Raw genomic sequence first — 14513 nt, 5'->3', positions numbered from 1 at the left:
GCCACGTCATGAACAAAAACCATGTTTCGCTGCAAAAAAATGCTGCGGCAGGACTCTTTAAAATGCTGGTCGTGCTGCCAGCATTTTTTTTTACCGGCGGGCATTCTTTTGCCGCCGTTATTGTCGATAACGGCAATACGCTGAATATCGATGCAAGCACACCACAGAGCGATTATCTGGTACGCAACGCAAGTGTGCTGAACATCGCGGGGGCCACCACCCAGAGTCTGTCTGTCACGTCCGGATCAACGTTGAATATCAACGGCGCAACGGTCAATGCCGACAGTGGGCTGGTGGGTATCCGCATAACCGGCAGCACGGGTGATCTCACTCGCGCCATCGTGACCAGCGACTTTATGGGGCTGGCGGTCAATCGGTCTATCGGCTCGACCCTGGGCTCCACGGTCACTGCAACCGACAGTCAATTCAAGGGTGGGGAAATCGGTGCTCAGGTCACCGGCTTGAGCACGCTCACGCTCATCAACAGTCAGGTGACGGGCACAGGGGCTGACAGTACCGGCCTGAACATATTGGGGGGGGATGTACGCGCCTCCGCAAACACGGTTATCAGCGGCGACAAGACCGGGGTGACTATGGGCAGGGATCCCTCGGGCCTGGGCAACAATTCACTGCGGCTCGACAACGCCAGTGTGGAAGGCCGCACCGGTGATGCGATTCTTGTGGACAAGGGCATCAATGCCACCCTTGAGGTGTTGAACCAGTCCTCCCTGACGGGGGGCAACGGCAACGTGCTGACGGTGCAGGGCTCTTCCACCGCGGGCATGTCTGTCCGCGACAGCACGCTGCAAGGCAACGTCAACGTCACCGGCAACAGTACCGCCAATCTCACCTTCGATCAGGGCAACATGAAGGGCGATGTGCTGGTCGAAAGCGGTTCGACCGCCAACGTCACCCTGCAGAACAACTCGCAACTGACCGGCCGTCTCGACGAGGTCAACGGCGTGACCGTCAACAGCGGTTCTAGCTGGACCCTGACAGGCGCTGACACTGTAGAAACACTCGCCATGAATGGCGGGACGGTGCGCTTTGGTGCGCAGGATTTGCCAGATAGCTTCTACCAGTTGAACGTCGGCACGCTGACCGGCTCTCCGGATGGTTCCAGTACGGTCGAAATGAAGGGCAATTTCGCCACCGGTCAGCACGACTTCCTCAATGTCACGGACGTTGCCAGCGGGCAATTCGGATTACTGGTGGCCGCTTCCGGTCTGGACGCGCTGAGTCCGCAGCAGTTGACCCTGGTGCACACCGCCGCCGGCGACGCGCAATTTGCCCTGAGAGGCGGGCATGTCGATCTGGGTACCTGGTCTTATAAACTTGATCGGCGAGAAGTGGGGGAGAGCGGTACGGAATGGTTTCTCGACCCGACCACCAAGACCATCAGCCCCGGGGCGAAATCGGTACTGGCGCTGTTCAACGCTCCGGTGACGCTGTTGTATGCCGAGGCGGCAACTTTGCGCAGCCGCATGGGCGAGTTGCGTTTCAATGGGGGTGACACCGGCCTGTGGATGCGCACCTACGGCAACAAGTACAACATCAGCGCCGCTTCCGGCGTGGGTTATCAGCAGACCCAGCAAGGGCTTTCTCTGGGGGCAGATACGCACTTGGGCGACAGTCTGTGGGTGGCCGGGATCATGGGCGGCTACAGCCATACCAACCTGGACGTCGCACAGGGAACTTCGGGTACGGTCGACAGCTACTATCTGGGCCCTTACGTGACCTGGATGAACAAGCAGAGCGGTTACTACTTTGATGCGCTGCTCAAGTTCAACCGCTTTCAGAGCGATACGAAAGTCGGCATTAGCGATGGCACGCGGGCCAAGGGCCGTTATGACAACTCCGGTATAAGCGCCTCGGCGGAGTTCGGGCGTCAGATCACCCTGGGCAACGGCTACTACATCGAGCCGTACGGCAGACTGTCGACTGCGCTGATTCGCGGGCGCAGCTTCGACCTGGACAATGGCATGGAGGCCGACGGCGATCGCAGCCGCTCGGTGCTGGGTGAAGCGGGAACCACTGTGGGCCGCAATTTCAAAATGGGCAATGGCATGGTCGCCCAGCCTTATGTGCGCGTTGCGGTGCAGCACGAGTTCATCAATAACAACCGCGTGACGGTCAACGCTGATAATCAGTTCAACAACGACTTGTCTGGCACCCGTGGTGTGCTGGGCGCAGGCGTTGCAGTGGCATTGACCAAGGACCTGCAGGTGTATGCCGGTTACGACTACAGCCATGGCAAGTCCATCGAGAAACCGTATGACTTGAGTTTCGGAGTGCGCTGGACCTGGTAAGCCGCGTCATGATGCGAATACCTGAAAAACGCCTCGCACCTGCCGGGCGTTTTTTTGTGCTGGCCTGCCGGTCAACCCGCTGTCCGGGCCGGCGGGTTGACCTGACGCCTGCGACTCAGGTGAATCGCAACACGTTGATTTCCTGATGCCCGGACTCATGCGTGCCCCGCCAGTGCGGCCCGTCACGGGACACCCGGTAGAACAGATTCAGTGCACCGTTCTCCAGCACCCGCAGATGTTTTCCCGGCACGTACAAGGTCACGAGATGATTTTCCACGTCCTGCGGGCTGACGATGTGCCGAGCCTCATACAAGTAGGGAATGCCATTGGCCTTGGTGCCCAGCCAGGCCATGTCGACGATATCGTCCGCGGTCATGCCCGGGTACTGAATGTTCACGGTGGCCGATGTGATATCGGTGCTCACCGTATCGCCCGCGGCTTCGCTTAAGACCGGCGCGGGGATCCGGCCTTCCACGCTGGCGAGTTCGTGCCTGGAGGGGAGCGCAGAGCCATCGTCCTTTTTGTAGCGCACATATGATACGTCTGCGGTTCCCATGGCAATCGCCCGGACCTGCGCATTCGGAATCTGAAACATGAGGATGCTGGGGAAGCTTTCCACCCTCTGGGATTGTCGGTTGGGCAACGGAGCACCGGTGGGTGGTGTGCCTACCCAAGTCATGGTGACGGTGTCACCCAACTCGAAATCGCTGGTAGAGGCGCGAACATGCACGTTGACATCGCGATTGTTCAATTGGTCGAGATCAATGATGCCGTTGACTGACTCCTGGATAATCGGCTCATCCAGCTGCCGGATTCCGGACATGACTTTGACTGGGGTCCTCAGCGACCACTTCTCGGAGTGGTTGAATACCTCGTCATGGATCCCGTAATGCACCACCTGCGCGTTGCCGTCGCCACCGGCCACAATATCGTCCTTGTGTGCGGTGATCTCGATAGGTGCCGTGCCGGCTGCCTCATCGGCGCTGACGGTATGAGGTGGCAAGAACGCATTGCCCCATTGCACCTGGATAACGTCGCGCACGGCGATGTTCGGGTAGGGAGGAATAACCATCGGCACACCCTTGGCTGCCCAAACCGCATCCACACCGTTAACGATGACGTCACGCGGCAGCTGCACGATGTGCAATTTTGCATGTCCGGGCAAATGGGGCTTATCGTCTTTGCCGCCTGGCAGATCCAGCTTCACCAGTATTCGCAAGGGCGTGGCGGGCTCGTCGGGGCTGGTGCTGCCTGCGCGGGTCAGTACGTAGTAGACCTCGTCGACCCAGCCGGGAAGGATGTTCGTCACAGGCAGGAAGAAAAACACCGGTTGGTTGCTGCCGTCTTCGTCGTCCTGCAGAACCCGGGTAAAGATCTTGTGGTCCTTGCCCCAATAGATATCGAGCGTGTCACCTTTGCGCATGGGTTCGGCGTAGGCATCGACGGAGCAGAACAAACCGTCGGGAAATTGGTAGTAGGTTTTGCAGTTGATACCGCCGTCCCCATTGACGATCGGCTCTATCATGGCCGAAATCCGCAAGGGACGCAGTTTCAGCCCCGGAATCTCAGTCTGCAAGCGTGGAAACAGGAAGGAGTGAAAGTGCGTCATGACGAAAAACCTCAGCGAAGGACAGGTGGCTCTGCGAGGAAGGCGTTGATTGATTGGGCCTGATATGGCGAGTGCTGCCAACTGTCAGAAATAACAGGTAGGAGGTTTTGTCCGACGAGCGGTCAGTGGCAGGGCACTTGGATAACTGGCTCGAAACACACGAAATAGACGGCCTGAGGCGCTGTCTCGGGGATAAATGCAGATGTAGCGTGGGCGGCGGTATTCAGGATTTATCCAAAGTCTTTTGCCGAAGGATGTACACCGTCACCAACACCGCACTGGTCAACATGAACCCCCGCGCCCACGGCAGTGGCACCAGGTAGCACGAGAACAGAATGCTCGCCCACATCAGCCCGATCGCGTAGACCTTGCCCTTGAGCGGAATGCCGTTGCCGTCGAGGTAGTCGCGGATCCATGGCCCGAGCTTCGGGTGCTCGACCAGCCATTGATAGAAATGCGGAGAGCTGCGGGCGAAACAGGCGGCCGCCAGCAAAAGGAAAGGGGTGGTGGGCAGAACCGGCAGGAAAATCCCGATCACCCCCAATGCCACGCTGAGCCAGCCGACGGCCAGCAGGAAGTAGCGCAACATCAGGGAGCGGTTGCCTATGGGGTTGTCCATAGGCCGGATCTTAGTGGTGACGTGGCTTGAGGATCGCCGGTTTTTCGTCTGGCGCCTGGCACAGCAGGTACAGCGCGGTCAGGGCTTCCGGGATCTGCACGATCATGTCGTCCATCAGGTTGGCGTCCTTGGCGATGTCTTCGAACTCTGGCTGCTCGTCGAACAAGCCCGAACCGACCATGATCGGCAGGAGCATTTCGCTGACTTCTTCTTCAGCGGTTTCGAACCAGGCCGCTTCACGCAGGAATACGCCTTCCATGAAGCCGATGCACCAGCCGCGCAGTTCAGAGTCGTCCGGCTCGTCGCCCAGGTCCAGGTCACACGGCAGTTCGAATTCTTCGTCGGACGCCAATTGGCGGGCGATGTGTGCCTTGAGACCAATCAGGGTGGCTTCGATTTCTTCGCGCTGGGCTTCGCTGCTGTAATGCGGCTCTTCGGCGAACAGGGCGTCGATCCACTCACGCTCCGGTACGTCTTCTGCACAGATTGACAGGGCGGTCAGGTAACCGTGGGCGGCCACGTAATCCAGCGCCTCTTCGTGCAGCTCGTCGGCGTCGAGAAAGACTTGCAGGCGGGTTAGTTGCTCAGCGAAGGACATTACGGGGCTACCTTGGGGGAATAAACAATGCGGGAATTCTAGGCCTTCTTGAGCGCTCAAGCCAGCCGCACGGCAGATTTGCCGCAATTACAGGCAACACGAATATCCCACAGGGTTTTCGTGTTGGCGGCTAGCGGAGTCTTATCAGCGGCACCCCCTGCCGGGGAGGGCTCGGGTATACTGCCGCGTTTTGCGCTCCCTGCTCGTATTGCGGTGGTCTGGCAATGCGCTCTTACGTTTTGTTTAAGCAGCTGTGGCTGTCCTGAACCAGCCTGTGCAGGGATGTTTCGGTAGATTTTTGGAGTTTTTATGCTCGAACAGGCTCAACGCGTCCTCAAGGACATCTTCGGCTACGACAGTTTCCGTGGCCGTCAGGGTGCAATCATTGAGCGCGTGGCCAGCGGCGGTGATGCGCTGGTGCTGATGCCTACCGGTGGCGGCAAGTCCCTGTGCTTCCAGGTGCCGGCGCTGCTGCGCGAAGGCCTGGCGGTGGTGGTGTCGCCGTTGATCGCCTTGATGGACGATCAGGTCGCCACCCTCGAAGAGCTGGGCGTGGCCGCCGCTGCGCTGAATTCCACGTTGAGCGCCGAACAGCAGCGCGATCTGGCGGCACGGATCAAGCGTGGTGAAGTGAAGATGCTCTATCTGGCGCCCGAGCGTCTGGTGCAGCCGCGCATGCTGTCGTTCCTGCAAGGCTTGAACATCGCCCTGTTCGCCATCGACGAAGCGCACTGTGTGTCGCAATGGGGCCATGATTTCCGCCCGGAATACCTGCAACTGGGCCAGTTGGCGGAAATGTTCCCTGACGTACCGCGCATCGCCCTGACTGCCACCGCCGACAAGCGTACCCGCGAAGAAATCGTCACCCGCCTGCACCTGCAGAACGCCGAGCGCTTTCTGTCGAGCTTCGACCGGCCGAACATCTTTTACCGCATCGTGCCCAAGGAGCAGCCGCGCAAGCAGTTGCTCGCATTCCTTGCCGAACGGCGCAGCGATGCCGGCATCGTCTACTGCCTGTCGCGCAAGAAGGTCGAGGAAGTTGCCGCGTTCCTCAGCGAGCAGGGCTTCCCGGCGCTGCCGTATCACGCCGGTTTGCCCAACGATTTGCGCGCCTATCACCAGAAGCGCTTCCTCAACGAGGAAGGCCTGATCATGGTCGCCACCGTGGCGTTCGGCATGGGCATCGACAAGCCCAACGTGCGCTTCGTCGCGCACCTCGATCTGCCGAAATCCCTCGAGGCCTACTATCAGGAAACCGGTCGCGGCGGCCGTGATGGTCTGCCGGCGGATGCGTGGATGGCCTACGGTCTGCAAGACGTGGTGATGCTCAAGCAGATGCTGCAGAACTCCGAGGGCGACGAGCGCCACAAGCGTCTGGAGCAGCACAAACTCGATGCGATGCTCTCGCTCTGCGAAGAAACCCGCTGCCGCCGGCAGACCCTGCTGGCGTATTTCGACGAAGACATGCCCGAGCCGTGCGGCCACTGCGACAACTGCGTCGACGGCGTGCAGACCTGGGACGCCACCGAGCCGGCGCGCCAGGCACTCTCGGCGATCTATCGCACCGGCCAGCGTTATGGCGTCGGCCATCTGGTTGACGTGTTGCTGGGCAAGGACAACGAAAAGGTCCGCAGTTTCGGTCATCAGCACCTGTCGGTGTACGGCGTCGGCAAGGCGCTGAGCGAGAGCGAATGGCGCTCGTTGTTCCGGCAACTGGTGGCGCGTGGTCTGGCCGACGTCGATCATGAAGGCTACGGTGGCCTGCGCCTGAGCGACACCTGCCGGCCATTGCTCAAGGGCGAAGTGTCCCTGGAACTGCGCCGCGACCTCAAGCCGCAAGTCACCGCCAAGACCGCCAGCAAGAGCCCGGCCAGCCAACTGGTGCGTGGCGAAGAGCGCGAACAGTGGGAAGCCCTGCGTGCACTGCGGCGCAAACTCGCCGAAGAGCATGGCGTGCCACCGTACGTCATCTTCCCCGATTCGACCCTGCTGGAAATGCTCCGCAGCCAGCCGACCTCGCTGGCCGACATGGCGCGGGTCAGCGGTGTTGGTGCGCGCAAGCTGGAACGTTACGGCGAAGCCTTCCTCGAAGTGCTCGGCGGCGAGGCCGAGGCGCCGAAAGTGGTGGCCGATGTGCGTCACGAACTGATCACCCTGGCCCGCGCCGGCATGACCCCGATGCAGATCGCGGGGCAGTTGCAATGCTCGGAAAAGAACGTCTACACGATGCTCGCCGAGGCCATCGGCAAGCAACAGTTGTCGCTGGAGCAGGCGCTCGATTTGCCTGAAGAACTGATGGGCGAAGTGCAGGACGCGTTCCTCGACGGCGAGGGCGAGTTGCCGTCGGTCGCCGAAGTGGCCGAGCTGTTTGCCGGTCGGGTTCCGGAAGGCGTTCTTTACTGCGTAAGGGCTGCGCTGCAATCGGAATTCGAAATGTAAGAGGGCGATTGCGCCAACCGTCAGGCAGTTGTAACGATTCAGTACAGGTCGGCTCTTGCCTATAGCCAAATGTCATGCTTAGCTGACTAATAATTAGTTTTTCTCTATTTGTCAGTCTACTCATGAGTGTTTTATGCCGTTAACCGATCAACACCGCTTTGGCATGCAATTGGCCCAGATGTCTCGTGGCTGGCGTGCCGAACTGGATCGCCGGCTGGCCGGTCTGGGCTTGTCCCAGGCACGCTGGCTGGTGCTGCTGCACCTTGCACGTTTCGAAGATGCGCCGACCCAACGCGAGCTGGCGCAAAGCGTCGGTGTCGAAGGGCCGACCCTCGCGCGCTTGCTCGACAGCCTGGAAAGCCAGGGCCTGGTGCAACGTCAGTCGGTGATGGAAGACCGCCGGGCGAAAAAAATCGTGCTCTGCGCCCCGGCGCTGCCGCTGATCGAACAAATCGAAACCATCGCTACACAGTTGCGTCACGAATTGTTCGAAGGCGTCGACGAGGCGGATCTGAAGGTGTGCATGCGCGTTCACGGGCACATTCTGGGCAACCTGGAAAAATCTTGAGGCATAAACCGCGCGCCGGTTTTTTGAGGGATCGCGCAGAGCAGACTATAAGAACTACTGGGCAATATCGTGTTCGTACCGGATGTGCGAACGCATAGAAACCGGTTTTGCTTATTTAAGGGATGCTCATGCTCGCAAGTCGGCACGTTGTACTGCGCGGTGGCGCCAGATGGCTGCTGGTCGCTGGTGTATTCAGCTATTCGACCTGGTCGATGGCGCTGGGGTTGGGGGACATTACCGTCCATTCGGCCCTCAATCAGCCGCTCAAGGCCGACATCGCCCTGGTGGATGCCGCGGGCCTCAGTGCCGGCGACCTCTCGGCCAGCCTGGCCACCGCGGATGAATTCGGCCGGGCCGGGGTCGAGCGGGTGTTCTTCCTCAATGACCTCAAGTTCACCCCGATCCTGCATGGCAATCGCCAGATGATCCGGGTGACCTCGCGCAAACCGGTCAATGAACCCTTTCTGAATTTTCTGGTGCAGCTCAATCAGCCCAATGGCCGCCTGCTGCGCGAGTACACGCTGCTGATCGATCCACCCGGATCGCCGAGTATCGTGCCGGCCACCTACGAGCCCGATCCACGTCCGCAATCTTCTGAATTTCCCACCGTCGAACCTGCCACGGCGGCGCCTCAGGCTGCTCAGGGCAAGCGCGACGCCGCCCCTTCAGCGCCACCCGCTCCGGCGGCGCCAGCCAACGATGCCGTGGCCGAGCAATTGGCGGCCAGCGTGTTGCTCAATCAGCAGTTGCAGAAGACCGTGGACGAACTCAACGCCAGACTGCAGGCGCAAGATGTGCAGATTGCCGACGGCAAAAAGCAGGTCAGTGATCTGCAAACGCGTTTGAGCGAATTGCGAAAGCCAGCGGCACCGGCCGTTACGCCGCCAACACCCGCGCCGGTCACCACCGCGCCTGAAGCTGCCGACGATGGCCTCAACTGGCCGCTGCTCGGTGGCTTGCTGATGCTGCTGGGATTATTGGGTACCGGGTTGTTCGTACGACGTCGCCGGCAACTGGCTGAGGGCGCGGCGCCACTGGCAGCTCTGCCGGCAGATCGGCAAGCAGATCCTGAAGACCCGCCAGCCACTCAATCGGCGAGCATCCGCGCAGCCACCGAACACCGTGAAGAACCGGCGGCCGGCGATGTGCTGGAGGCGGTGGGGATCTATCTGGCTTATGGGCGTTTGAGTGAGGCGGTCGGGTTGTTGCGCAATGCCATGGACAAGGAGCCCGAGCGCACCGAATTGGGTGTGCAATTGCTCGAAGTGCTGGGGCGGCAGGGCGACAGCGCTGCTTATGAACAACAGGAACATCGCCTGCGTGATGCCGGGGTGGATCCTCAGCAACTGGCCGCGATCCGTGAACGGCATCCAAAATTGACCGGCGCTGCGCCGATAACCCCGGCAGTGCCGATGGTCGCTGCCGCAGCGGTGGCGCAGGCGCCCGAGGATGATTTCGAATTGAATCTGGGTGAGCTGTCGATGGCGTCCAGTTGGGATCTTGAGGGCAGTCGCTCTGCACCTGAGCAGCACCCGGATCTGTCTGCATCGAACTCAGGACTTGAGATCCTGCCAGCAGACTTCGAGTTACCCGAAACCGGGGCCAGCGAAGAGGCGGAGCTGGAGTGGATCCCCGAACCGGACGCGCAGCCGCTGGACGATGACTTTCTCAATGCGTTCGGCGATCCTCCGTCCACTCTGGCGCTGGAGCCGCTGAGCTTGCAGGAGCCGGAACCTGCTGTCGGGTCAGTGAAACTCGAACAGGCACAGACCTGCATTGATGATGGGGATATCGACAGCGCGATTGCCTTGCTTAATGAGTTGCTCAAGGAAGGGGATGAACCCCTCAAGCAAACGGCGCGGACGTTATTGGCGGGGATTCGCTGAAGGTTGAGTCAGCGGAATTGTTCGCTGACTGAACTATCGCCTTCGCGAGCAAGCCCGCTCCCACAGTTGGAATGCGTTTCAGTGTGGGAGCGGGCTTGCTCGCGAAGGCGGCCTGGCAGGCAATATAGATCCACCTGAATGATCAGAACGTCTGCCCCAGATTCAAATAAACCGCCTGCTCGTTCGCATCATTCAAGCCATAGGTGAAGTTCAGCGGTCCCAACGGCGTATCGAAGCCGATAAACACGCTGGCGGCATTGATGTAGCCGCTGTCGAATTCGTTGTCGTTGTTCCACGCCCGCCCACGTTCCAGCGAAGCCCCGGCATACAGCGGGAAGTCCAGCGGCAGATAGGAACGCGGCGTCAACCGGCGGTAGTACACCGCGCGCATCAGGCTGACGTTCTGCCCGGAAATCGAATCCTCGCGAAAGCCCGACAACTGTCGCGCACCGCCGAGCAGGAAGCTCGACGTCACCACGTTGGCATCGTCCAGCGTTCGGCCATAACGGCCGCCGAGAATCAGCGTATCCGGGCCATGGCTCATGGCTTTATCGAGCTTGAATTCCCACTGCCGGTAGCGCGTGTCCGAGCCGAGGCCCGGTTCGAATTGCATCAGGGTCAGGCTGACGTCCTTGCCCTCGTGGGGAAAGTAGACGTTGTCCAGCGAGTCGAACGAGTACTTCAGCGAGTAGAACCCTTCGGTGAAGTTTTCTCTCGGCAGGTCCTGATCGCCGATGCGCACATCCGCTTTGCCCCAGGCCTCGCCGACCCCGAAGCGGATTTCACCGTTATTGCCGATCTGCCGGCCGAAATTGAGGCCGAAACCGTAGCGTTCGACGCGATATTGGGCGATCGGGTCGTTGTCGAGCACAGCATCGACGTTCTGCGCTTCAAACGCAGCATACGGGGCGACGAAGTAGCGCGAGCCAACGTCCAGCGGCTGATAGAACTCGGTGTAGAGCTCCTGTTTGTCGCCGATTTGTGCGCGGGTCAGCCATTCCGCGCCGAGGCGGTTGATGCCGTTGATGCGGTAGCTGGCGCCGAGGTTGAAGGCGCTGTCACCGCGCATGTCGTCCGAAAGGTTCAGGCCGACCCGCAGGTAATCGGTGCCGCTGCGTTTGCCCCGGGCGCTGATCACCAGCGTGTGATCCTGGCCCTTGTGCACCACGCGGTACTGCACCTGTTCGAAGTAATCCAGGCCGTACAGCGTGCCCATGTCCGAGTGCAGTCGGCCCAGGTCCAGCGGCTCGCCGATCGGCTGACGGATGTAATAGCGAATCACCTCATCGCCGACTTTCGAATCGTTCTCGACCCTGATCGCGGTGATGATCGGCGTGCGCTGGCCTGGGGCGCGGGCCGCATTGAGTTCGGCGTCTTGAGATTGCTGAGGTTTGAGCTGAGCGAGGCGGGCGTCGAGAATCCGCGTGGCGCGGTAACCGGCGTCGATCATTTCCTGGGCCTTGCCGAAATCGGTCACGCCGAATGCCGCCAGCGCCGGCTGGATCAGCACGTCGGTGGGTTTGAGGGCGGCCAGTTGCTCTTCGGAGTTGCGCCGGGTCATCAGGGTGATCGACTGGTTCAGCACATCAACCACGGTCGTCAGTTGTTTGCGGTTGCGCAGCGGCGTACCGATGTCGACCACGATTGCCACGTCGACACCCATCTCCCGCGCGACGTCGAGCGGGATGTTGTCAGTCATGCCACCGTCCACCAGCAGCCGCCCGTCCAGTTCGACCGGGGCAAACACCGCCGGAATCGACATGCTGGCGCGGATCACCTGCGGCAGGTGGCCTTTGCGGAACACCACTTTTTCGCCATTGGCGATGTCGGTGGCGACGGCGCGGAACGGTATGGGCAGTTTGTCGAAGTCGCGGGTGTCACTGGTGTGCGCCAACAGGCTTTCCAGCATCAGCGCCAGGTTCTGGCCCTGAATCACCCCCAGCGGCAGGCCGAGGCTACCGTCATCGCGAAAACTCAGTTGCTGTTTCACCAGAAAGTCGCGGTCGTCCTGCTTGCGGCGAAACGGCACGTCTTCGCGTGGCGGCGCGTCGGACAGCGCCTGCTGCCAGTCGATGTTCAGCGCGAGTTTTTCCAGTTCATCGATCTTGTAGCCCGAGGCGTACAGGCCACCGACCACCGCGCCCATGCTGGTGCCGGCAATCGCATCGATCTTGATGCCTTGCTCCTCAAGCGCCTTGAGCACGCCGATGTGCGCCAGGCCACGGGCGGCGCCACCGGACAGCACCAGGCCGACTTTCGGGCGGGGCGCTTCGGCGGCATGCACGGTGACATTAGCAAAGAGGGGCAGGAAGCCAAGCAGCAGGCAGAACAGCAAACGGCGCATGGTGAGTCTCGGGGCAAGCGATAAAGCCGGCTATTATAGCGGCGCCCTCTGTCTCAGGAGTTTCAGCGAACATGTCTGCTGCAAAACCGGAAATCGTCATCACTTATTGCACCCAGTGCCAGTGGCTGCTGCGCGCTGCGTGGCTGGCGCAGGAACTGCTCAGCACTTTCGGCGATGACCTCGGCAAGGTGTCTCTGGTGCCGGGCACCGGCGGGGTGTTTCACATCAGCTGCGACGACGTGCAGATCTGGGAGCGCAAGGCCGACGGCGGTTTTCCCGAGGCTAAGGTGCTCAAGCAGCGGGTGCGCGATCAGATCGACCCTGAGCGCGACCTTGGCCACAACGATCGCACTCAGTGAGACGCGGCTTCGGCAGCGACGTTTTTCTTGTCGGCGCTGCCTGACATCCGCGCCGAGACCACGATGGCGATGATGATCAGCGCCCCCCCGATCAGCATGCGCACGGTCGGGTTTTCATCGAACAGCAACCAGGCGACGGTGATTCCGTAGACCGGCTCCATGGCGAACACCACGGCGGCGGTGCGCGCCTTGATCACCGCGAGGCTGGCGACAAACAGGCTGTGGGCGACACCGGTGCAAAACACCCCGAGCAGACCGATCCACAGCCAGTCCAGCGCGCGCACTTCGCTCAGTTGCGGGGCAGCGACCGGCAGCAGACACAGCGCCACCACCACGTTCTGGCACAGCGCGGCCTGCACCGCCGGAATCCGTCCAGAGCTGGCGCGGTTGGTCAGCGACAGCAGGGCGAACAGCAAGCCCGACAGCACCGCCCAGAGCAACCCGGTGGTGGCGCCGCTGGCCAGATCGAACGCCGGGGTCACCAGCACCAGACCGACGCTGACCAGCACCACCAGCACGATTTCATTGGCGCGGATGCGTTCGCGGAAAATCAGCCCTTCGAGAATCACGGTGAACGCCGGGAAACTGGCAAAACCCAAGGTCGCGATGGCGACGCCAGCGACCTTCACCGCGATGAAAAAACTCACCCAGTGCCCGGCCAGCAACACGCCGCTGAGCGCCAGGCGCCGCCAGTCGACCGCCTGCAGTTTCCGCCAGCCGTGCTGACTGGCGAAGCGGGCGAAAAAGGCCAGGGCGAGCACGGCAAATGCAGCGCGTCCGAAGACGATCACCGCCGGCGAGGCGGCCGCGAGTTTGCCGAACACACCGGTCAGACCGAACATTAAAGCGCCGATATGCAGGGCGCCGAGGGCGGTACGCGGAGTCATTGCAATCCTTAATCCGAACACGGTTTCAATGTTGCCCATTGAAACGTGTTGCGGCGCAGAAGTCTGTCGGCGAACTAGCGTTTTTTGTCGCAGGAGTCGCGGCGCAACTGCCCCGGCGAAGCGCCGAACTCGCGCAACACCGCCGCCGCGAACGCGCTTTGCGAACTGTAGCCGACCCGACTGGCGATCTCACCGATCGGCAGTGCCGTGTCGCGCAGCAGGCAAACCGCCTTGTGCAGCCGCCGGCTGCGAATGTAGTCCATCGGCGTCTGCCCGCATTCCGCCATGAACCGTGCGTGCAGCCGGGCGCTGGACAGCCCGGCGATCTGCGCCAGATCGGCCACCTGCAGCGGGTAGGCGGCGTATTGTTCGATGTGCGCATCCAGCGCTGCGTAGGGCAGGCGCCGCGCCGAATGTTCGGCAGGTCTGGCGTGATTCAGGCTGGCCAGCAGCAACACTGCGCCTTGCTGGGCGATCAGCGGATCGCTGACTGGGCTGTGCGCCAGCCAGTGGACCAACTGGCTTTGCCCGGCATCAAGCGACAACCGCGCAGGCTGGTCGAGCAAGCGCTGACTGGCGTCGGCGTGCTCGCCCAGCGAATCGTTCAGCCATGGCCCGTCGGGTACGTCCAGCACCAGACAACGGCTGCCATCGGGGCTGCCGCAGGCATGATGCGCGCCACCGGGGACGACCACGAAACTCTGCTGACGCACCTGGCTGCCCTGACCCTCGACTTCGAAATCCAGCGCGCCGGACAGCCCGAACACCAGTTGCGCGTGGTCGTGGCTGTGGACGATCAGGTCGTGGGTGTATTGGCGCAGGGTGAGGATCGGGCGCATGGAAGAAGTCTCCGAAGTGAGCGCCAGTCTACACCGGGGCGACGGGCTTGCGCGCT

Annotated in this window: 11 protein-coding genes; 5 read left to right on the top strand and 6 right to left on the bottom strand. The window is 61.3% G+C overall.

Going from position 1 to position 14513, the window contains the following annotated elements; all coding sequences use genetic code 11:
- The first annotated feature begins 62 nt into the window (after window positions 1-62).
- A complete protein-coding gene (locus CRO59_RS23125; protein ID WP_256578489.1) occupies window positions 63-2309 on the top strand; it encodes an autotransporter outer membrane beta-barrel domain-containing protein in 2247 nt (748 codons plus the stop codon).
- 115 nt (window positions 2310-2424) lie between these two features.
- On the opposite strand, the gene CRO59_RS23120 is transcribed toward CRO59_RS23125, so the two are convergent.
- From CRO59_RS23120 to CRO59_RS23110, 3 genes are all read right to left on the bottom strand, one after another.
- Window positions 2425-3918 carry a hypothetical protein gene (locus CRO59_RS23120; RefSeq protein ID WP_097090181.1) on the bottom strand — a complete coding sequence of 498 codons (1494 nt, stop codon included), beginning with the start codon at window positions 3916-3918 and terminating at the stop codon, window positions 2425-2427.
- 223 nt (window positions 3919-4141) lie between these two features.
- Window positions 4142-4537, bottom strand: a complete 396-nt coding sequence (locus CRO59_RS23115) for a YbaN family protein (protein WP_097090180.1) — start codon at window positions 4535-4537, stop codon at window positions 4142-4144.
- A gap of 10 nt (window positions 4538-4547) precedes the next feature.
- The gene (locus CRO59_RS23110; RefSeq protein WP_007962155.1) at window positions 4548-5135 is read right to left on the bottom strand and encodes a YecA family protein; all 588 of its coding nucleotides are present in this window, start codon (window positions 5133-5135) and stop codon (window positions 4548-4550) included.
- Between the two features lie 309 nt (window positions 5136-5444).
- Here CRO59_RS23110 and recQ point away from each other — a divergent pair, with 309 nt between their 5' ends.
- The 3 genes from recQ to CRO59_RS23095 all read left to right on the top strand — a co-directional run bounded on the left by recQ (window position 5445) and on the right by CRO59_RS23095 (window position 10028).
- Entirely contained in the window at window positions 5445-7574 is a 2130-nt protein-coding gene (gene recQ / locus CRO59_RS23105) for a DNA helicase RecQ (protein ID WP_097090179.1), read from the top strand.
- Window positions 7575-7707: 133 nt separating this feature from the next.
- On the top strand, window positions 7708-8142 hold the full coding sequence (locus CRO59_RS23100) for a MarR family transcriptional regulator (RefSeq protein ID WP_027613988.1): 435 nt from the start codon (window positions 7708-7710) through the stop codon (window positions 8140-8142).
- A 128-nt stretch (window positions 8143-8270) separates the two neighbouring features.
- Complete coding sequence (locus tag CRO59_RS23095) at window positions 8271-10028, top strand: FimV/HubP family polar landmark protein (protein ID WP_097090187.1); 1758 nt, start codon at window positions 8271-8273, stop codon at window positions 10026-10028.
- A 142-nt stretch (window positions 10029-10170) separates the two neighbouring features.
- Here CRO59_RS23095 and CRO59_RS23090 read toward each other — a convergent pair whose 3' ends face one another.
- A complete protein-coding gene (locus tag CRO59_RS23090; protein ID WP_097090178.1) occupies window positions 10171-12372 on the bottom strand; it encodes a patatin-like phospholipase family protein in 2202 nt (733 codons plus the stop codon).
- 71 nt (window positions 12373-12443) lie between these two features.
- Between CRO59_RS23090 and CRO59_RS23085 the strand changes: the two genes are divergently transcribed.
- Complete coding sequence (locus tag CRO59_RS23085) at window positions 12444-12731, top strand: SelT/SelW/SelH family protein (RefSeq protein WP_027613985.1); 288 nt, start codon at window positions 12444-12446, stop codon at window positions 12729-12731.
- Here CRO59_RS23085 and CRO59_RS23080 read toward each other — a convergent pair.
- Both CRO59_RS23080 and CRO59_RS23075 read right to left on the bottom strand, forming a co-directional pair.
- Window positions 12725-13618: a DMT family transporter gene (locus tag CRO59_RS23080; protein ID WP_097090177.1), complete on the bottom strand. Its 894-nt coding sequence runs from the start codon at window positions 13616-13618 to the stop codon at window positions 12725-12727. The two genes, CRO59_RS23085 and CRO59_RS23080, sit on opposite strands and share 7 nt — an antisense overlap.
- A gap of 74 nt (window positions 13619-13692) precedes the next feature.
- The gene (locus tag CRO59_RS23075) at window positions 13693-14457 is read right to left on the bottom strand and encodes an AraC family transcriptional regulator (protein ID WP_027613983.1); all 765 of its coding nucleotides are present in this window, start codon (window positions 14455-14457) and stop codon (window positions 13693-13695) included.
- Window positions 14458-14513 lie beyond the last annotated feature (56 nt).

This window comes from Pseudomonas sp. LAMO17WK12:I5, assembly GCF_900215165.1.
Taxonomy (GTDB): Bacteria; Pseudomonadota; Gammaproteobacteria; order Pseudomonadales; family Pseudomonadaceae; genus Aquipseudomonas; species Aquipseudomonas putida_A.
This window is presented reverse-complemented; position numbering and strand designations above follow the sequence as displayed.